General features: G+C 68.5%; 15 protein-coding genes, 2 tRNA genes and 1 pseudogene. 8 read left to right on the plus strand and 10 right to left on the minus strand.

The genetic code is table 11. The features are described 5' to 3' along the window. Nucleotides 1-14 precede the first annotated feature (14 nt). The 3 genes and pseudogenes from ACOQPP_RS16450 to ACOQPP_RS16460 form a co-directional block, all read right to left on the minus strand. On the minus strand, nucleotides 15-2,237 hold the full coding sequence (locus ACOQPP_RS16450) for a TonB-dependent receptor plug domain-containing protein (RefSeq protein WP_420636962.1): 2,223 nt from the start codon (nucleotides 2,235-2,237) through the stop codon (nucleotides 15-17). A gap of 55 nt (nucleotides 2,238-2,292) precedes the next feature. Next, nucleotides 2,293-2,532 (minus strand): annotated as a pseudogene (locus ACOQPP_RS16455) (carboxypeptidase-like regulatory domain-containing protein); the annotation flags it as partial. A gap of 85 nt (nucleotides 2,533-2,617) precedes the next feature. Beyond that, nucleotides 2,618-5,983 carry a TonB-dependent receptor gene (locus ACOQPP_RS16460; RefSeq protein ID WP_419167613.1) on the minus strand — a complete coding sequence of 1,122 codons (3,366 nt, stop codon included), beginning with the start codon at nucleotides 5,981-5,983 and terminating at the stop codon, nucleotides 2,618-2,620. A 141-nt stretch (nucleotides 5,984-6,124) separates the two neighbouring features. Here ACOQPP_RS16460 and hutF point away from each other — a divergent pair, with 141 nt between their 5' ends. Further along, nucleotides 6,125-7,474 (plus strand): formimidoylglutamate deiminase, encoded by a 1,350-nt coding sequence (gene hutF, locus ACOQPP_RS16465; RefSeq protein WP_420636963.1) that lies wholly within the window; start codon nucleotides 6,125-6,127, stop codon nucleotides 7,472-7,474. A 25-nt stretch (nucleotides 7,475-7,499) separates the two neighbouring features. Here the strand turns inward: hutF and ACOQPP_RS16470 are convergent, their stop codons facing one another. Beyond that, nucleotides 7,500-8,534, minus strand: coding sequence for a class I fructose-bisphosphate aldolase (locus ACOQPP_RS16470; RefSeq protein ID WP_420636964.1), 1,035 nt, complete (start codon nucleotides 8,532-8,534; stop codon nucleotides 7,500-7,502). A gap of 146 nt (nucleotides 8,535-8,680) precedes the next feature. Beyond that, nucleotides 8,681-9,088, minus strand: a complete 408-nt coding sequence (locus tag ACOQPP_RS16475; protein WP_420636965.1) for a hypothetical protein — start codon at nucleotides 9,086-9,088, stop codon at nucleotides 8,681-8,683. Nucleotides 9,089-9,358: 270 nt separating this feature from the next. On the opposite strand from ACOQPP_RS16475, the gene ACOQPP_RS16480 reads away from it, so the two are divergent. Together ACOQPP_RS16480 and ACOQPP_RS16485 are read left to right on the plus strand one after the other, a co-directional pair. Next, complete coding sequence (locus ACOQPP_RS16480) at nucleotides 9,359-10,654, plus strand: MiaB/RimO family radical SAM methylthiotransferase (protein ID WP_420636966.1); 1,296 nt, start codon at nucleotides 9,359-9,361, stop codon at nucleotides 10,652-10,654. Nucleotides 10,655-10,666: 12 nt separating this feature from the next. After that, on the plus strand, nucleotides 10,667-10,918 hold the full coding sequence (locus tag ACOQPP_RS16485) for a hypothetical protein (protein WP_419167608.1): 252 nt from the start codon (nucleotides 10,667-10,669) through the stop codon (nucleotides 10,916-10,918). A gap of 379 nt (nucleotides 10,919-11,297) precedes the next feature. Here the strand turns inward: ACOQPP_RS16485 and ACOQPP_RS16490 are convergent, their stop codons facing one another. From ACOQPP_RS16490 to ACOQPP_RS16500, 3 genes are read right to left on the minus strand one after another with little or no spacing between them, the layout of a single operon-like run. Next, complete coding sequence (locus tag ACOQPP_RS16490; protein WP_419167607.1) at nucleotides 11,298-12,155, minus strand: SDR family oxidoreductase; 858 nt, start codon at nucleotides 12,153-12,155, stop codon at nucleotides 11,298-11,300. 18 nt (nucleotides 12,156-12,173) lie between these two features. Continuing rightward, nucleotides 12,174-13,091, minus strand: a complete 918-nt coding sequence (locus ACOQPP_RS16495; protein WP_419167606.1) for a proline dehydrogenase family protein — start codon at nucleotides 13,089-13,091, stop codon at nucleotides 12,174-12,176. A 19-nt stretch (nucleotides 13,092-13,110) separates the two neighbouring features. Further along, entirely contained in the window at nucleotides 13,111-13,704 is a 594-nt protein-coding gene (locus tag ACOQPP_RS16500) for a sulfocyanin-like copper-binding protein (protein ID WP_420636967.1), read from the minus strand. A gap of 653 nt (nucleotides 13,705-14,357) precedes the next feature. On the opposite strand from ACOQPP_RS16500, the gene rho reads away from it, so the two are divergent. After that, the gene (gene rho, locus ACOQPP_RS16505) at nucleotides 14,358-15,509 is read left to right on the plus strand and encodes a transcription termination factor Rho (RefSeq protein ID WP_420636968.1); all 1,152 of its coding nucleotides are present in this window, start codon (nucleotides 14,358-14,360) and stop codon (nucleotides 15,507-15,509) included. Here the strand turns inward: rho and ACOQPP_RS16510 are convergent. Both ACOQPP_RS16510 and ACOQPP_RS16515 read right to left on the minus strand, forming a co-directional pair. Next, nucleotides 15,506-16,297, minus strand: coding sequence for an RNA methyltransferase (locus tag ACOQPP_RS16510; RefSeq protein ID WP_420636969.1), 792 nt, complete (start codon nucleotides 16,295-16,297; stop codon nucleotides 15,506-15,508). The two genes, rho and ACOQPP_RS16510, sit on opposite strands and share 4 nt — an antisense overlap. Then, nucleotides 16,294-16,533 (minus strand): double zinc ribbon domain-containing protein, encoded by a 240-nt coding sequence (locus ACOQPP_RS16515; RefSeq protein ID WP_419167602.1) that lies wholly within the window; start codon nucleotides 16,531-16,533, stop codon nucleotides 16,294-16,296. The genes ACOQPP_RS16510 and ACOQPP_RS16515 overlap by 4 nt, the downstream gene beginning before the upstream one ends. A 161-nt stretch (nucleotides 16,534-16,694) precedes the next feature. On the opposite strand from ACOQPP_RS16515, the gene ACOQPP_RS16520 reads away from it, so the two are divergent. The 4 genes from ACOQPP_RS16520 to ACOQPP_RS16535 all read left to right on the plus strand — a co-directional run bounded on the left by ACOQPP_RS16520 (nucleotide 16,695) and on the right by ACOQPP_RS16535 (nucleotide 18,644). Then, nucleotides 16,695-17,387, plus strand: coding sequence for a hypothetical protein (locus ACOQPP_RS16520; RefSeq protein ID WP_420636970.1), 693 nt, complete (start codon nucleotides 16,695-16,697; stop codon nucleotides 17,385-17,387). Between the two features lie 30 nt (nucleotides 17,388-17,417). Next, a complete protein-coding gene (locus tag ACOQPP_RS16525) occupies nucleotides 17,418-18,422 on the plus strand; it encodes a radical SAM protein (protein ID WP_419167600.1) in 1,005 nt (334 codons plus the stop codon). Between the two features lie 69 nt (nucleotides 18,423-18,491). After that, a tRNA-Val gene (locus tag ACOQPP_RS16530) sits at nucleotides 18,492-18,565 on the plus strand. Nucleotides 18,566-18,571: 6 nt separating this feature from the next. Beyond that, nucleotides 18,572-18,644, plus strand: a tRNA-Gly gene (locus ACOQPP_RS16535). Nucleotides 18,645-18,841: the final 197 nt, after the last annotated feature.

Consider the following 18,841-nt stretch of genomic DNA (forward strand, 5'->3'; position numbering starts at 1 on the left):
ACGGAGCCGTGCGCTCAGGCGTACGCGAAGTTTCGGGCGCGATCGCCGATCCGGATGACCTGTCCGAAGGCGTCGTCGACCCGGCGCGGGAAGAAGATGGGCTCCCTCGGGCCCGGCGGGTCACCCGGCGGCGGGTCGACGAGCTGGCTCCCGGCCCCGGGATTGCCGAACGTCACGCGGCTCCCATAGCCGAATCCGTCGGTGAACCCGTTCTCCGGCGTCCGTTCGCTCGCGGGGACGGCCGGGCCGATGTTGAGGTCCTCGAACGAGATCTGGTTCACGGCCTTCGTGTAGATCCCCTCGAGTGTTAGGACGAATCCCGCCGGAAGGCGCTGGTCGATCGCGAGCGACGCCTTGAAGTCCCTCGGGAAGCGGAAGTCGGAGTCGAACACGGTGACGATCGGGGTCGCGGACTCGGCCCCCCTCCCGTCCGGGCAGGATGTCGGCGAAGGCGCCCTCGGATCGAAGGCGGGGACGAGCTCCGGGTCGGGGACGCCCAGGTTCCGCCGCTGGCAGGTCAGGAAGGCGGAGGACAGCCCCGTGTTCTGATAGGCGTTCGCGAGCCACGCGAACGGCGGCCGCCCCGTGAACAGTCCGGCCCCACCCCGGATCTGCGTGCTCCGGCCCTCGCCGAGCCCGAGGTTGAAGCCCGCCCTCGGCGAGAAGAGAGGCGTGCCGCTCGGGAGCTCGCTCGTGCTCACGCCGAAGGAGTTCAGGACCGCCGGATTCTCCGCCGGCGAGTCTGGCATGACCGGCACATCCATGCGCAGGCCGAGCCGGACGTTCAGGGCCTCCCCGACGCGGGCCTCCTCCTGCACGAAGGCGGAGAACTGGTTCACGGAGAACTCTGTCGTACCCGCGTCGTCGGTGAGCGGCACGTGGACGACGTATTCGGACGGCGTGTTCGCCGCGAGGTCATCCATCGAATTGAACAGGTAGCTCCCGACCGTGCCCGGCAGGTACTCGCGCCGGATCGAGAAACGCTCGAACCCGCCCCCGAAGGTGAGGTGATGGTTCCCCAGCGACAGCGAGAGCGCGTTGGAGATCTGCACGATGTTCTGGTCCAGTTCGCTGTCGTTCCCGGAGAAACTCGACCCCAGCCTCAACTCGCGCCGGTATCCCCGGCCGGATTCGCCTCCCTGCATCTGTACCTCGACGCGCGGGTAGGCGGCGTTCGCCGTCTCCCGGTCGCGCAGGGACTGCACGTTGACCATCAGGTCGTACGACAGCCGGGGACCGAGGGTCGAAAGCCACTGTCCGGCGACCGCGTGATTCCGGGACTCGATATGCGTCCCGTTCGACGACATCTCGTAAGCGTCGCCCGGCAGCCGGTTGGGCGCGAGATCGTCGGCCGCGAAGGCGAGGTTGTAGCGCAGCATGAGCGAGTTGTCGTCGTCGAGACGGGCGTCGAGGCGGGTAAAGAGGTTCGCGAGGTCGTTCTCGAGCGTGTACAGCCCGGCCTCGCCGGCGTCCGCCCCGTACCCCCCGAGGATGTCCGAGACGCGAGCGATCGAGTCCGCATCGAGTTGCGAGCGGACCGCCTCGTCGACCCCCACCGTGAAGCCGCCGGGCGGACGCGCGCGGCGCTCGAGTTCGCCGGCGACGAAGAAGTGCAGGCGGTCGCGCACGATGGGGCCGCTGGCGTCGAAGCCGGCAAACAGGTTGTCCAGGTCGCCCGACTCCCGCGCGAACCCCCCGATCACCGCGTCGCCGACGAGGGCGTCGTCGCGAAGGAATCCGAACGCGGAGCCGCGGAACTCGTTCCCGCCGGTCCGGGTGACCGCGTTCAGGACGCCTCCCGTGAACCCGGACTGCCGCACGTCGTAGGGGGCGATCAGAACCTGCAGTTCCTCGATCGCCGAGAGCGGGATCACGCGGCCCCGCGCCTGGCCGCCGGCGACGCCGGTCGGCGAGAGACCGAACACGTCCTGGCTGAGGGCGCCATCGACCTGGATGTTGTTGTAGCGGATGTTCGAGCCGGCGACGGAGGCGCCCATCTCGTCCATCGCCACGAGCGGCGACAGCTGGGCGAAGGCCGTGAAGTCCCTCGAGATCGTGGGCAGGTTCTCGAGCGTCTCCTGTGTGACGATCGTCGTCGACCCCATGCGCGCGGGATCGAACTCGGGATCCGTCTCCACCCGGACGGACAGCTCCGGCAGGGGCACCGCCGTCTCGGAGAGTTCGACCTCGAGTCGGAGCCGTTGTCCGGCGCTGAGCGTGAGGTCTTCCCGAATCACGGTCTGCATCCCGATGCGCGTGGCTTCGAGCGTATAGGGACCCCCCGGGCCGCAGGTTGGCGAGACTGAAGCGGCCGTCGGCGTCGCTGAGGGCGGTATGGCTCGCCCCCGTGAGGGTGTGGCGGAACTCGATGCGGGCGCCGGGAACCGGGCCGCCGCCGGCATCGACTACGCGGCCGGCGACGCCGGCGGTCGTGACCCCCTGCGCCGAGAGGGCCGCCGGCCCGGCCCCGCATGCCAGGACGACGGTGACCAGCGTGAAGCGTGCCGCGCGGCCCGCAAGAAGCCTTGTCATGGTGTCCCCCCTGTTCCTGTCCGGAAGAACAGCGCCGCAGCCCTCACTGTTGCAGGCCGCGGCGCGGCGCCGCCACTGGCCGCCGCTAGCGGAAGCGGATGCCGACGCCGAACTGGGCCTGCCACTGCGACGCCCCGATCTGCGGCACGTAGGGAACCGCGGCGCGAATGCCGCCCTCGTCTCCCCTCTCGAGGGGGCCCGCGTAGCGCGCCCGCAGCGGGTTGGGGTCCACAGGGAGGACGCCCCCGAAGGAGGGGTCGCTGTCGTGAACGCGGTCCTTGACGCTCAGCAGCTGCACGACGGGGTTCACCGTCTGGACGTGCCCCCACTCGCGGTTGATCAGATTCAGGACGTTGAGCACGTCGAGCGTCAGCGTCACTTCCGCGCCGCCCAGGCGAAGGGGCTGGCTGAACCGCAGATCCAGTTCGTTCGACCACGGTGTCCGGCAGGAGTTCCGGTGCATGATCCGCGATCGGCTCTCCTCGAGACAGGGTTCCCGGGAGACAAGCTGCTCGAACAGGAAGCCGCTGACCGGGGTCCGCCCGCCGGGGAAGTCGGTTAGACCCTCGGTCACGAAAATCAGGTCGTTCGCGAGGTCGAGGGCGCGTCCGAAGCCGGGGTACGTGTCGGCGTTGATGTCGTCGGCGTACACGTATGAATAGGGTCTCCCCGACTGTCCGACGTAGAGCAGAGACAGCCTGCCGCCGCCCAGGGCCTGGGGCAGGGCGGCCGTCGCGCTCGCCACGATCCGATGCGGCCGGTCGAAGAGAGACGCCTGCCGGGTCGGGTTGTTCGGGTCCCTTTCGACGGCGGTGAATCCGAAGTTCTGGATCGCATCGAGGGAGGCGAGGCTGCGCACGTCGGCGGAGCGGTTGAAGGCGTAGCCGACATCCACGGAGAGCCGGTCGCCGAACCGTTTCCGAAGTCGCGCGCTCAGCGCGTAGGAGAAGTTCCGCGCCCGGTCGCCGATCCTGATGACCTGTCCGAACCCCTCGTCCCGCCGGTGTGGGATGAAGATCGGCTCCCGCTCGACCGGGGGGCGGCCCGGCGGCGGGTCGATGTACTCGCTGCCGGCGCCGGGGATCCCGAACACCTCGCGGCGACTGTACCCGAAGCCGTACGTGAATCCGGCCGCCTCCCTTCTCCCGCTTTCGAGGAAGGGAAATCCGATGTTCGCGTCCTCGAACGAGATCTGGTTCACCGCGCGCGTGTAGATCCCCTCCAGCGAGAGGACGAAGCCCTTCGGCAGGCGATGGTCGATCGCGAGGGACGTCTTGAAGTCCCGCGGGAATCGGAAGCCGGGATCGAACGCCGTCACGCCGGGGATCCCGAACTTGCCCGTCGACCCGTCCGCGCAGGCGGTCGGAGGGGGCGCTAGCGGATCGAAGGCCGGCACGATCTCCGGGTCGGGCACCCCGAGGTTTCGCCGCCGGCAGGTGACGAAGACGGAAGAAAGTCCCGTGTTCTGATAGGCGTTGGCGAGCCACGCGAAGGGCGGCCGGCCCGTGAACAGCCCCAGGCCCCCCCGGATCTGCGTATCGCGGTCCGCGCCGAGGCCGAGGTTGAATCCGGCCCGCGGCGAAAACTGGACGACGCCGCTCGGCAGCTGGCTCGTGTTCAACTCGAACGAACGCTGCACCGCCGGGTTGTGTGCCGGGGCATCGGGCATCAGGGGCATGTCCATGCGCAGACCCAGCCGGACGTTCAGCCGCTCCCCGAGCCGCGTCTCCTCTTGAACGAAGGCGGAGAGCTGGTTCACGGAGAATCGCGTCGTGCCCGCGTCCTCCGTGAGCGGCACGTGGACCACGTATTCCAGCGGTACGTTCGCCTCGAGATCGTCCGCGGAGCGGAAGTAATAGCTGCCGAGCCCGCCCGGCAGGTAGTCGCGCCGGATGGAGAAGCGGTCGAACCCGGCTCCAAAAGTCAGATGGTGGTCTCCGAGGGACAGCGTGAGCGCGTTCGAGATCTGGAGGATGTTCTGATCGAGTTCGCCGGGGCCCGCATAGTCTGAGCCCGCGCGCAACTCCCTCCGGAACCCCGCCCCCGGGATCCCGCCCTGAAGAGCGACCTCGATCCGGGGATAGAGCGAGTTGACCGTCTCCCGATCGCGAAGGAACTGCAGGTTCACCATCAGGTCGTTCGACAGCCGGGGGCTCAGCGTGGAGAGCCACTGCGCCCCGATCGACTGGTTGCGCGACTCGATCGACGTCCCGTTCGACGACATCTCGTACGCATCGCCGGCCAACCGGTTGGTGGCGGGATCGTCTCCCGCGTGGGCGAGGTTGTACCGCAGCATGAGCGAGTTGTCCTCGTCGGGACGGGCATCGATGCGTGCGAACACATTCGCGAGGTTGTTCTCGAGCGTGTACAGGCCGGCCTCGCCCGCGTCCGCGCCATAGCCGGTGAGGAGATGCGCCACGCGCGCCACCGTATCGGGCTCCAGCTTCGTCCGCACGAGGTCGTCCACGCCCACGGTGAACCCATCGGGCGGGTGCTCTCGCCGCTCCAGTTCGGCCGCGACGAAGAAGTGCAGCCGGTCGCGCACGATGGGACCGCCGGCGTCGAAGCCCGCGAACACGTTCTCCAGTTCTCCCGGCGCCCGCGGGCGGCCACCGATCACCGCGTCGCCGATGAGCGCGTCGTTGCGGAAGAACCCGAACGCGGATGCATGGAAGTCGTTGGAGCCGGTCCGCGTCACGGCGTTGAGAACGCCCCCCGTGAACCCCGAGTGACGGACGTCGTACGGGGCCGCGAGCACCTGGAGTTCCTCGATCGCCGCGAGCGGGATCACCCGCCCCCTCGCCTGTCCTCCGGCCACGCCGGTCGGCGAGAGGCCGAACACGTCCTGGCTGAGGGCGCCGTCCACCTGGATGTTGTTGAAACGGATGTTCGCCCCCGCGACCGAGGTGCCCATGTCGTCCACCGCCACCAGCGGCGAGAGCCGGGCGAATCCCGTGACGTCCCTCGAGATCGTGGGCATGGCCTCTATGATCTCGCGGTTGACGACCGTCGTCGTGCCCATCCGGGTGGGGTCGAACTCGGGGTCCGTCTCGACGCGGACGGCGATTTCAGGGAGGGGGACCGCCGTTTCGGAGAGCCGGATTTCGAGACGGAGCCGCTGTCCGGCGCTGAGCGTCAGGTCTTCGCGCGTCACGGGGCTGAGGCCGATGCGCGTGACCTCGAGCGTCCAGGGGCCGCCGGGCCGAAGGTTGCTCAGGCTGAAACGGCCCGCCTCGTCGCTGACGGTGGTGTGGGTCGCGCCCGTTTCAACGTGACGAAACTCGACGCGGGCTCCCGCGACCGGACGCCCGTCCGGGTCGAGGACGAGTCCGGCCGCGCCGGCCGTCGTTATACCCTGGCCGGAGATCCCCGATGGGAGGAAGGCCAGCGCGAGGGCCAGTCCGATCAGCACGAGGCCGCAAAGACGATCTGCCGCGATCCGTTCGCTCATGTTCGAAGGCTCCCCATCGGAAGTCCCATCTTCCCAGGCACGACCCCATGTCCCCTAGAACAACGCCGGGGCACCCGGTTTCCGGCACGGCGGGGGAGTCGGGCTACCCACTCCGCAGGCTCGCCGCGTATTGTCGGAGCCGTGACTACCACGCTTACCTTTCGTGCGATCCTGGGGTCCGAAGGGCTCGAGCGCGACCGGTCGATCGAAATCGCCGGCGATGGCACGATCCGGGCGGTCCGCGCCGGGGGCGCCCCGTACGACGGTTTCCTGGCGATCCCCGGCATGCCCAACGCGCACTCGCACATCTTCCAGCGCGCGCTGGCCGGCTTCGGGGAGGAAGCGCGGGGCGGGGACTCGTTCTGGAGCTGGCGGGAGGCGATGTACCGGCTCGCCGGGTCCATTACGCCGGAGCAGTTGTTCGCCGTGGCGCGCCACGGGTACGCCCGCATGCTCCGGGCGGGGTTCACCCACGTCGCGGAGTTCCACTATCTCCACCACGGTCCGGACGGCGGCCGCGGGCGCGAGACGACCGAAGCGGTGCTCGCCGCGGCGGCGGATGTCGGGCTCCCGCTGAGTCTTCTCCCCGTCTACTACCGCACTGCGGGCTTCGGCGGAGAGGACGTGCTACCGGAGCAGCGGCGGTTCGCGCACGCATCCGTCGGCGACTTCCTGGCCACGGTCGAGGGGCTTGGCGCCGCGGCGGCCGGAATTGCGCCGCACTCGCTCCGCGCGGTGCCGCCGGCCGACCTCCAGGAACTCGTGTCGGGCGCCGATGCGCTGCTCGGCGCGGAATCGCCCCTCCACATCCACATCAGCGAACAGGAGCGGGAAGTCGAGGAGTGTCTCGCCACGCGGGGCCGCACGCCGATCGACCTTCTCGCCGACACGATCGAGTTGGGTCCGCGCTGGAGCCTCGTGCATGCGACGCACGCGACGGCCGCGGAGCGCGACCGGCTTCGCCGCGCAGGGGCGGGCATCGTCCTTTGCCCGCTCACGGAAGCCCACCTGGGCGACGGAATCTTCGCCGCCCGCGAGCACTTTCTCGGAGGGGGCGCGACCGCCATCGGGACAGACGCGAACGTGCGCATCTCCGCGATCGAAGAGGCGCGCCAACTCGAGTACAGCCAGCGTCTCAGGGATCGGCGACGCGCCCGCGTGGCGACGGAAGAGGGGGCGGGGGCGGCGATCTGGTCCTGGCTGGCGGGAGGCGGCGGCGAGGCGGTCGCCGGATCCCGCCCCGAGGGCGCGCGGCTGGGGCGCATCGAGCCGGGGTACCGGGCGGATCTCGTCGTGCTGGGTCAGGACGCGCCCCACACGCTGGGGCACGGGTTGGAGACGGTCATGGACGCGTGGCTCGTCGCCGGCGACGATCGCGACATCGAAGCCGTGTACGTGGCGGGTGAGCGCCTGGTCGAGCGCGGTTCGTTCGCGCGCGAGGCCGAGATCGAAGCCCGCTTCAGCGAGGCGGTGCGAACCCTCTGGTCCTAGCGGCCGCGCGGGCTGCTGCGGGCTGCTAGGGAGCGGCCGGCTCCAGCTCCATCGACCAGCGGCCCTCCGTCGCCAGCCCGTTCATGCGCGCGCGATGCGCGAACGCGGCCTGTGCCGCCGGGCCGTTCTCCGCCCGGCCACCCCAGGCCTTGAGCGGCGCCGTCTGGAGCGCCCGGCCGTACGAGAAGCTCAGATTCCACGGCGTATCGGACGCCGCGTTCATCGCGTTGAGGTGTGCCGTGGCCTCGATGTCCGACTGGCCGCCCGAGAGAAAAACGATGCTGGGCACGGACGAGGGGACGGCCCGCTTCAGGCAGCGCACGGTCTTCTCGGCTACCTCGTCGACCCCGGCCTGCTCCGCGCACAGCTTGCCCGACAGGACCATGTTGGGCTTGAGGACCGAACCCTCCAGGAGCACGCGCTGGTGGAAGAGCGCCATGTAGACCTGCTTGAGCGTGGCCTCGGTGACCTCGAAGCAGCGATCGATGTCATGGTCGCCGTCCATGAGCACTTCCGGCTCGACGATGGGGACGAGTCCCTGCTCCTGGCTGAGGGCCGCCATGCGGGCGAGCGCATGCGCGTTCGCTCCGATGCAGTAGGCGCTCGGGATCGCGCGGTCTCCGTCCCGTCCGATGTCGATGACGGCGCGCCACTTCGTGAAGCGGGCGCCGAGTTCGTAGTACTCGGCCAGCCGCTCGCGCAGTCCGTCCAGCCCCTCGGTGATCTTCTCCCCCGGCGCGCCCGCCAGATCCTTCGCGCCCCTGTCGATCTTGATGCCGGGGATCGAGCCGGCGTCCGAGATGAGCTGCACCAGCGGCGTGCCGTCCGCGGCCGACTGCCTGAGGGTCTCGTCGAACAGGATGACGCCGGAGATGCAGTCCCGAAGCGCCTCGCTCGTCCGGAAGAGCAGTTCACGGTAGTCGCGGCGGCTGTCCTCGGTCGACGAGACGCCGATCCCGTCGAACCGCTTCCTGATCGTCCCCGAACTCTCGTCCGCCGCCAGGATTCCCTTGCCCCTGGCCCCCATGGCCTCCGCGATCTGGACGAGCTGCTGCTTCATGCTTGCCTCCGGCACGTATGGATGGTGATGGATCGTGCTGATGATGGCTCAGGTCGGGGCAACTTCCCGAGTGCGGCGGGGGGCGTCAACGTGCGCGGTGCGCGCACGCGGACGCCTTGAACCGGAGGGACGATAGGAGCGACCGATCAGGTCGGGTCCCGGGAATCCTCCTCCAGCGTCCATATGATGGGCGTAACCGGAGAGGCGGCCTGATTGAAGGCGAACTTTTCGATCTGCGGGCCTGCCTCGGTGGTCTCGAGGTGTCTGGCCCTAAGGTCGTAACAGCCCGCTTCCACGGTGAAGTCCCTCGAGTTGCCCGGCTGGATCGTCCCCTCGATGGGGTGGTTGGTCCTGAACAGATCCTCGCCCCAGTCCTGCGTCCCGCACGGCTTCGCGTGGACGAAGAGCACCGGGCCGGCCAGACGGTTGATCACCCGGACCGTGGACGGATTGTCGAACGTCGGCTCCGGTACCATCGGGTCGCTGTCTCCGCAGCCGGAGAGAGACCACGCGATCGCCGCGAGGGCGATGACCGGGAACCAGGCTTTTCTCATGTACCGCATCCTTGAACCTCCAAAGCCGCTCTTCGGGGGGGCGTCCCCCGCTCAAGCCGCATAAACGCTTCGAAAAGTATAGCACCATCGGGCCGAGTCCACCCGACGCGCCGCGTGATGGACCAGGTGGCGGAGGCCGCCCGGCGAAGCGCGTCGCGTGGCGCGTCGCCCGCGAGGCGACGATCTTTGATACGCGCCGCCGGGCGAAACGTGCCCGCGCCGCAACAGGGCTCTCTCAACCGGTCCATCTGAGAACGTGCGAACGCCTCCGTGAGCGACAGACCCGCCGTCTGGTTTCACACCTTCGGGTGCAAGGCGAACCAGTACGACACCGAGCGCATCCGCCAGGAACTCGAGCTGCGCGGGGCGGAGACGGCGCCCGACGCCGACGCCGCGGACGTGGCCGTCATCAACACGTGCACCGTCACGAACCAGGCCGACGCGAACGCGCGTCACCTCGTGCGCCGCCTGCGCCGCCGCCACCCGGACCTCCGGATCATCGTCGCCGGCTGCTCGACCGCTTTCCGGGAGGCCGACTACCGCGTCCTGGATGAAGTCGATGGGGTTGTCCCCGGGCACGATCCGGTCGCCGTGGCGCAGGTATTTCCCGGCCTGCAGAGGGGGCCGGCCGCGATCGATGCCCCCCTGGCACGCAACGCCCGCGGCACCCGCGCGTGGCTCAAGATCCAGGACGGGTGCGATCGCAAGTGTTCGTTCTGCGCGACCCGGATCGCGCGTGGCGCCTCCGTCTCGCGGCCGCCCGACGAGATCGTGGCCGAAGCGGCGATCCTGGCGCGCTCGCACCCCGAACTCGTGATCACCGGCATCCACATCGGCCACTACGGGCGCGACCTGGAGCCGGATGTCACGCTCGCCGAACTGTGCGAACGACTCCTCGAGCGGATCCCGGCCCGCTTCCGTCTCTCGTCCATCGAAGCGACCGAGATCGATGACCGGCTCGTCGACCTGCTCGCCGAGTCCGGCGGACGCCTCGCGCCGCACCTGCACGTGCCGCTCCAGAGCGGGTCCGACCGGGTCCTCCGGCTGATGCGGCGGTGGCATACGCGGGAAGCGTATCGCTCGCGCGTGCTTGCCATCTCCGAGCGCGTGGGCGCCATGGGCCTCGGGGCGGACATCATCGTCGGCTTCCCCGGTGAGGGCGAGGAGGAGTTCGTGGAGACCCGCGCCCTCGTCGAGGAGTTGCCCTTCACCTATCTCCACGTCTTCCCGTACTCGGTCCGGGACGGGACCGCGGCGGCGACGCTTCCGGGTCGCGTCCGGGGCGATGTGGCGGCCGCCCGTTCGCGTGCCCTCCGCGAACTGGCTTTTCGCAAGGGCCGCGAATACGAGGCGACCCGGGTCGGGGAGATGGCGGATATCGTCGTGGAGGGCCGGGACGATCGTGTCCTCGGCGTCACGGGCGACTACCTGAAGGTCGGGCTATCCGGCCGCGCCGCGCCCGGAGACCGCTTCTCGGCGGTCCTCGGAGGACGCGCGGGAACCCTGGTGGCCGAAGTGCCGACCACGTCACTGACCGCAGCGGCCGCCGCAAGTGGGAGAGGATAGGGTCCGGAGTACGTGGTCACCCCGAAGGGCATCGACCGGTGCCTGTGCGAGCAGGCTCTCGAACGCTTCCACATTCGAGAAGAGCAGCCCTTCGAACTCGTGCATCTGGATGTACGGAAAGACGAACCCGTGGCCGGATTCTCCGATGCGGTCCGCGATCACCCGAAGAAGATCATCGACCGACTTGGTGTGGAAGCCGCGAATACGAAGACGCTCGATGCGGGGGTGACGCGCGTCGCAGTTGAGGCAAACACCGGAACCTGAGTCGTCAGGGAACGCGCGACCCCATTGCCGAAAGGTCGCGGGCTCGTTGACTCGGTCCGGGAAGGCGCTTCCGCAGCGTTCGCACTCCACGTTCCAAGCCTCGTTCCCGGGATAGGGCGCCTCCCGCCCGAATTCCGTTTCGCATCTTGGGCAGAGGTAGAACGGCACGCCTCGATGGTGGTAGCTGCCCCATCCATGCGGCGCCACGTCGGTGGTGCCAGCCCGCGTGGTTCCCTCTTCGCGACACCGGAAGCAATCAATCTTCATAGGCACTGCCCAGGAGCCCTCAAGTGTCGCGAATCGTCGGATCTGTCATCCGAACGGCTGTCCACCTTTGCTGACGGGCCAGTCCCCGGGACCCTTACGAACGCGCGACGGCTCATCGATCGGCCACGCCGGGGATCGTGCGCGGGCTGACGAGCGTTTCGCCGCCGTCCACGACGAAGATCGCACCCGTGATCCAGTCACCGCCGGGGGAACAGAGGTAGGCCACCATCCGCCCGATGTCGTGCGGTTGGCCGAGGCGCCCGGCCGGGATGAACCGGTCGGCGAATCCGCCCCCGGTCCTCGTCCCGAACATGTCGACGTCATCGCTGGGCGGTGCCTGGAAGGCCTTTCGCACGCCTTCGGTGGGGATCGGTCCGGGGGCGACCGCGTTCACGTTGATCCCGTCCCGCGCCCACTCGATCGCCAGCGTGCGGGTCAGCGCGTCCACCCCCGCCTTGGCCGCCGTCGCGTGGGCCATCAGCGGCCAGCCCCGGTAGTGGATCGTCATCGAGATGGACACGATCCGTCCGAACCCCTGCTCCGCCATCACCGGATACACCGCCTGGCAGGCGTAGAAGGTCCCGTACAGGTCGATCTCCACCACGGCGCGCCAGCCGTTCGGCGACAGGTCGGCCGTCGGCGCGTAGAAGTTGCCCGCCGCGTTGTTGACGAGGATGTCGATCGAGCCGAATCGCTCCCGCGTCTCCCCGGCGGCCCGTCGGAGGGCTTCCGGCTCGCGCACGTCGCCGACCGTCGGCAGCGTCCGCACGCCGTAGGTCTCGGCCAGTCGCTCCATCGCGCGCGACACCCGTGCCTCGTTGCGGCTGAAGACGCAGATCGACGCCCCGGCCGCCGCGAGGCACTCGGCGATCCCGTAACCGATGCCGCTCCCACCGCCCGTGATGAAAGCGGAGCGTCCGGCGAGAATCCCCGGGGCGAACAGCTCGTCCGCTTCTCCTGTGCGACTCATGGCAGACTCCTGGCCGGGTTACCGGAACATGCTTCGGGCAACGAACCACACGTTGGCGGGCCGCTCGGCCAGCCTGCGCATGTACCACGGGAACCAGGCGTCCCCGTAGCTGATCAGCACCCGAAGCGGGGTGCCGTTCCGCACGAGCCTCCGCTGCTCCCTCCGGCCGATCCCGTACAGCATCTCGATCTCGAACCGGCGGCCGTCGAGGCCCGCCGAACCCGCGTACCGCGTGAGCGGTTCGATCATGGCCGGGTCGTGCGTGCCGAGTCCCAGAAAGCCATCTCCCCCGTCCGCCAGGTGGTCCATGAGGCGCCGGGCGAGCGCCAGAAGGCTCGCGTCCACGTCACGCTTGTCCGGAAAGGCGATCTCCGGCGGTTCGGCGTAGGCTCCCTTCACGAGGCGGATTCGCGGTCCCAGTTCGATCAGAGACTCGAGATCCTGCGCCGTACGACGCAGATACGACTGCAGGCACAGTCCCACGTTCTCGTGCTCGCGTCGCGCGGACCGGAAGAGGGACAGCGTGGCCTCGACGTAGGGCGACCCCTCCATGTCGATCCACAGGGTGCCTCGCCCTTCGGCCGCCGCCGCGAGTTCGCGGACATTCTCGAGCGCGACCCCCGGGTCCGCGTCGAGTCCGAGGTGCGTCGGCTTGATCGACACCTCGGCATCCAGCCCCATCTCCTCCGCCAACTCCATGGCCCGGACGTATTCATCGACGCTCGCGCGCGTCTCCTCCGCCGTCTCGACGTTCTCGCCGAGCGTCGTGACGAGGGTGGGCACGCCGAGCTTGCCGAGGCGATCCGCCTCGGCAAGGGCCTCCTCAAGGCTTTCTCCCGGCATGAACTTGCGCACGGCGCGCCGCACGAAACGGCGTTGCGGGAGACTGATGGAGAGCCACGGATTCGTGGAAGCCCAGAGGAGACCCCGCCGCATCATTTCGGCAAACGGCCGGTCAGGTGCGCAATCCGGAATCGCCGGACGCCGAGACCTCGAATCCTATCCACATACCCGTCACCGCGTGCGCCGGAATCGGGCACACGAGCGCGTAATCACCCGCGGTGGAAGCGGTGAAGCTGATCGTCTCGGTGCCGCCCCCCGGTGCGGTTGCCTCCGTCATGGAGGTGGCGTTGGCCGTGATGGCGCCCTCGAACACGGGCACGGCGTCGTCGAAGATCGCCGGATAGCTGGCTGCGCGTTCAAGGACTCCGACGCTGTGGTAGTTGACGGGGTCCCTGTTCTCGAAGGTCACCGTGACCGTATAGCCCTCCGGCACGACGACCGTGGCTTCGCCGTTCGCGTAGCCGTTGAAGTTCCAGCGGTTGTTCGAGTCCGTCGACCCGGCGACGAGGTCGATCGTGACGGTCCGCGACCCCTCGTCGACCGCGATCCAGTCCACGGCGGCCGCACCGGCGGAGGGCGCCGCGATCTGCTGCCCGGCGGGCGCCGCAGCGGGCGCGGGGGCCGGCGAGGGCGTGTCCGAACCGCCTCCGCCCCCGCAGGCGAAGAGCAAGAATGCGGCGACAGTCATGATGGTTGATCGTGTCATGAATCTATCCACTCCAAAGTCTTGACAGGTGAATCCAATTCGCACATGCGAGCCCCGGCCACGCGGGATCGCGACACCCGGGGAGGCGGGAATATACAAGATCCCGGACCTCTGGCCATGCCGGGAAACACACGAAATCTGGCGCACGCGAGGAGCGCACCCCATACTAACGTGTCTCATGTTGCGCAACGACGCCCCGGGCTTCGACCCCGGGTCGATCCCGGTCGAATGTCGCTACAGCGTTCGCGATGGCGAGGAACCCCGGGAGACTTCCTCGTGATTCCGGTCTGCCTCGCGATCGATCTTCTGATCTACATCCCCCGTCCCAGAGAGTTCATTCCGGCCCGGGGAGCTTCGAGGCTCGAGAATCCCGTCCGGGTTCGCGGGGAGACACGGCTACGCAGAGCGGTGAATTGACGAACGACACAGCCGACGGCGGACGAAACGCTCCCGAGGGGGGCGGCGGTTCCGGCAAGCGAAAGGCTTCCGGCCGTGGGCGGCCGCAGGGCGGGCCGCCGCGCGGAAAGGGTCCCGGCAAAGGGTCGGGAGGTGGCCGCGGTGGCCGGAACCGCAACCGTCGCAGACGCTCGCGGGGACGGCGAAGCCAGGGCGGCCGGCCGCCTCCATCGCAGCGAGAACCACCTGCGGCCGAGGTGCCCGAAGGTCCCAGGGATGCGTATCTGGGGCTGCTCGAGAGGCTTGGCAACGGAACCGGTTTCGTGCGTCGCCAGCACGCGGGATATACGCCGAGCGACGAGGACATCTACGTAAGCCCGAAGATCGTCGCCCGGTACGACCTCCGGACCGGTGACGAGATCTGCGGGCAGGCCGGCCGACCGCCACGCCCCGGCAAGAGCCCCCCGCTCCGACACCTCCACACCGTCAACGGCCAGCCCCCGGGGGAACTGGGAAACCGAAGGCGGTTCGACCGCCTGGGCGCGCAGCACCCTGATCGCCGGCTGCGTCTCGAATGCGGACTCGAACGCCGTGGCCAGCCCGACTACACGAACCGCATCATCGACCTCATCTGTCCCATGGGGACGGGTCAGCGCTCCCTCATCGTGGCGCCCTCGAAGGCGGGAAAGACGATGGTCCTGCAGGCCATCGCCGAAGGAATCTCGAAGAACCGTCCGGACTGCAGCATCCTCATCCTGCTCGTGGACGAGCGGCCCGAGGAAGTCACGGAGATGGAGGCGACGGGTCTGGGCGAGGTGACGGCCTCGAGCTTCGACCATCGGGCCGAACGTCACGTTCAGGTCGCGGAGATCACGCTCGAGCGCGCGCGCCGGCAGACGGAGATGGGGAAGGATGTGGTCCTCATCCTCGACTCGATCACGCGGCTGGCCCGGGCCTACAACACCGTCGAAGAGGGGAGCGGCCGGACCCTCACGGGCGGCATCGACGCGAACTCGCTCGAGAAGCCGAAGCGCTTCTTCGGCAGCGCGCGCTGTGTGCCGGAAAGCAAGGGCGGCGGTTCTCTGACCATCGTTGCGACGGCGCTCGTGGACACCGGATCGCGGATGGACCAGGTGATCTTCGAGGAGTTCAAGGGGACGGGGAACAGCGAACTCTTGCTCGACCGGGACCTCTCGGACCGGCGGATCTTCCCCGCCATCGACCTCAACGCGAGCGCGACGCGCCGCGAAGAGCGCCTCATGGAAGATGACGAACTGCTGGTGTCGCAAGCCATGCGCCGCGAGCTGAGCGCCTACCCGCCCGTGGAGGCGATGCAGGAGGTCCTCGGCCTCATGCGGAAGACGAAATCGAACGAGGAGCTGGTCTCGATCCTGCGCCGCCGGATCTAGCGGCCCGCCTCGGCGCGGTCGAGGGCTCGTTTCGTCTCGCGCTCCGCGAAGTTCAACACCTCGTAGGCCGTCGCGAGGATCAGCCCCAGTTCCCGCCGGTCCAGGCCCGCACGCTGAAACATGTTCCGGAAGCTCCGCATCTTCGGAACCGGGTCGATCCCGTGGAAGAGGCCGATCTCCTCCATTGCACGCTGCCACGTTTCGAAGAACGCCTCGAGTTCGGCGTGCGTGGCGGGGGGCGTCTGCTTACGCGTCTTGAGCGACAGGTCGCGCTCCGTCCAATCCTCAGGGCCCAGGGCCGCCTTCCGCAGCTCGTACATGATGATCACGGCTGCATGGGCGAGGTTCATCGAAGTGTGTTCGGGGTTGGTGGGGATGCACACCAGGCCGTGGCACAGGTCGAGGGCCTCGTTGGACAGCCCGCGGTCTTCGCGGCCGAAGACGACGGCCAGGGACGTCTCCCGGGCGGTAAGCCTCGTCGCGGCCTGCTCGGGGTTCCACCAGTCCTGGCGGGTGGCGCGGCGCCGGGCCGTCGCACCCAGCGCATAGCCGACATCGGCCAGAGCGGACGGGAGGTCGTCGAAGACGCGGATACGGTCCACGACATCGTGCGTATCGTGCGCGATCCCGGTGATGCGCCAGGCGTCGAACTCGGCCGGGTCGATGAGCCGCAGCCGCGAGAGGCCCATGTTCTTCATGGCGCGGACGACGAGCGCGATGTTGACCACGTCCTGCGGTTCGTGAAGGACGATGACCGTCCGGTCGAGCCGGGTACCGCCTGCGCTCACGTCCGGGTCAGGCCCTCCGGCAGGGACCCCTTCCACTTGCGGCCGCGACGCGGGCGCAGCGCGGGATAGCCCGTCTCGCCGCAGCTCGGGCACGCCTCGGCGTAGGCGCCGATCTCCGTCCCGCAGACCGCGCAGTGCACCCCCACTTCGTCCGGGGCGAACGACAGCGGTTCGCCGCACTTCTGGCACGTTTGGTCCGAAAGCCCGACGGGCCCGCCGCACTCCGGACAGTCCATCCGCTTCTCGTCGATGGGAGCCTCCTCGTCATGGAACGGGCCGGCGACGACATCGGCCCGCGAACTCCTCGCGGCCGCCCCCGGCGCGCCGATGCCACCGCAACGATACCTTGCGCGGGGCCCGGCCACACCGCGAGACACAAGCTACGACGGAGAGCTTATTGGGGCAGGATCGGATCGGCAGAGGCGGGGCGCCGGAGGCCGACGGCCAAACCGCACTCGGTCCGGCGGTCTGGATCGCCGGTGGCCTCATGATCGCGATCGGCATCGTCACATCGATCCTCATGCTGCGGGATTTCCGATCCGACAGCTACGTGTACCTGGCCTTCTATTCCATCCCGGCCAACACCGCGATCTCCGTCTTCCCGCACGAACCGGTCCTGATCTATTTCGGGAAGGTCGCGAATCTGTGGCTGGCCGCCTCGTGGGCCACCGCCGGGACGATCGTAGCCGCGATCATGGACCACGCGGTCTTCGTCCCCGTCCTCAATCTCCGGAGCATCCAGTCGTACAAGGAGAAGAGATTCTACCGGAAGGCGATCAGGTACTTCATGCGCTGGCCGTTCGCCACCATCGTCGTCACCGGGTTCACGCCGATCCCCTTCTTCCCCTTCAAGTTCCTCGTCTTCTCGATCCGGTATCCCATGTGGAAGTGGACGACCGCGCTGGTGGTCGCGCGTTTTCCACGCTATTACCTTCTGGCCCTCCTCGGGGCGACGGTCCCGATCCCGAACTGGATTCTGATCGCGAGCGTAGCCGTCGTCTTCGGGCTGTACCTCGTCAAGGCGATTCCGGAGGGCTACAGGCGTCTCGAGGCCCGGCGCCGAGCGGCCCGAAAGGGGACAGAGACGTGAGCGGGTCTTCGCAACACGGAAAGTAGACGGATGCCGAACATCTCCGGGGCCATGGCTGCTCGCATGCTGGCGCGCGGGATCCGCAACAGGATCCAGAACAAGCCGCTGTCCGTCTCGTTCGAGATCACCCACGCGTGCACGGCGAACTGCTGGCACTGCAACTGGGGAGGCCCGGTCAAGGAGGAGCGGCTGGGCGCGGAGGAGTATGCCGCGATCTGCCGGGAACTGCGGCCCGTGGTCTCGCACGCCTCCGGCGGCGAACCGCTGGCGCGCGGGGACGTGTACGACATCGTCGACGCGATGACGAACAAGGGCGGTCTGCCCTGGATGATCGTGGTCACGAACTCGTCCAACCTCACCCCCGAGCGCTTCTTCCGGCTCAAGGACAGCGGGATGCATCAGCTGTCCACGTCGCTCGATTTTCCGGACGAGCGGCACGACGAGTTCCGCCGCATCCCCGGCCTCTTCGACCGCATGGCGAAGGTCGTGCCCGAGATCGCGCGCCAGAGCGACGAGAAGGACGACCTCCTGCTCAACGTCTGCATCACCGCCTGGAACTACCGGGACATCGGGGACATGGTGCGCGTCGCGAAGGAGTGGGGCGTGCCGATCAATTTCTCCGTCTACACACACCTGCGCGTGCAGGATCGGACCGGCCTCATCGAGGGGGACGGGCTCGACGGCCTCGCCGAGAGCATCCAGGAGGTGATCGACCTTCGCAACGCGGGCTATCCGATCTACACGACGCCGCGCGTCCTGTGGAAATTCCACCGCTTCCTGACCGAGGGCGGGATCCCCGGCTGCCAGGCGGGGCGCCGCTTCCTCGTCATCAATCCGGACGGCCGCCTCACGCCGTGCGCGATGGTGATGGCCTACTTCGACCGGCAGGAGGACATGCTGGAGAAGTTCACGAAGCAGAACACCTGCGAGCAGTGCTACATCTCCACGCGCGCCAACACCGAGAAGAGCTTCAAGGAGTTCGTGCAGGACAACTCGGACGCCTTCCTCAAGATCCTCACCCCCTGGCGAAACTGACCCCGCGGCGGCTTTTGACACGGGACAGGGCCGCAGGGTAACATCGCTGGCCACGGGCTGCTGGCTCCCGGGGCGGTAGCTCAGTTGGCTAGAGCGCTGCGTTCACATCGCAGAAGTCGGGGGTTCGAGTCCCTCCCGCCCCATCGCCTGCGGGCGTAGCTCAGTTGGTAGAGCGTCAGCTTCCCAAGCTGAAGGTCGCCGGTTCGAGACCGGTCGCCCGCTTCCCGAGAGCCCCCGTCCCCCGGGGGCTCTGTGCCGGGTCGGTTCCTTCCCCTTTGTTGCCCGTGAAGGTGCCCACGAGTGTCTCCGGCATCCCTTCAGCGTGCACGTGAAAGGTGCCGGAGACTTCGTCTTCCGACAGCGACAGCGTGCCCTCGAACGTGAACACGCCGGTCTGCCCCCGATCCACGATGCTGACC

The sequence above is a fragment of the Candidatus Palauibacter sp. genome (assembly GCF_965222475.1).
GTDB lineage: Bacteria > Gemmatimonadota > Gemmatimonadetes > Palauibacterales > Palauibacteraceae > Palauibacter.

Excerpts from the sequence above, each read along its gene's own strand:
- ACOQPP_RS16460 (WP_419167613.1), bottom strand. The coding sequence starts at position 5,983 with ATGAGCGAACGGATCGCGGCAGATCGTCTTTGCGGCCTCGTGCTGATC.
- ACOQPP_RS16470 (WP_420636964.1), bottom strand. The coding sequence starts at position 8,534 with ATGAAGCAGCAGCTCGTCCAGATCGCGGAGGCCATGGGGGCCAGGGGC.
- ACOQPP_RS16475 (WP_420636965.1), bottom strand. The coding sequence starts at position 9,088 with ATGAGAAAAGCCTGGTTCCCGGTCATCGCCCTCGCGGCGATCGCGTGG.
- ACOQPP_RS16490 (WP_419167607.1), bottom strand. The coding sequence starts at position 12,155 with ATGAGTCGCACAGGAGAAGCGGACGAGCTGTTCGCCCCGGGGATTCTC.
- ACOQPP_RS16495 (WP_419167606.1), bottom strand. The coding sequence starts at position 13,091 with ATGCGGCGGGGTCTCCTCTGGGCTTCCACGAATCCGTGGCTCTCCATC.
- ACOQPP_RS16500 (WP_420636967.1), bottom strand. The coding sequence starts at position 13,704 with ATGACACGATCAACCATCATGACTGTCGCCGCATTCTTGCTCTTCGCC.
- ACOQPP_RS16515 (WP_419167602.1), bottom strand. The coding sequence starts at position 16,533 with ATGGACTGTCCGGAGTGCGGCGGGCCCGTCGGGCTTTCGGACCAAACG.
- ACOQPP_RS16525 (WP_419167600.1), top strand. The coding sequence starts at position 17,418 with ATGCCGAACATCTCCGGGGCCATGGCTGCTCGCATGCTGGCGCGCGGG.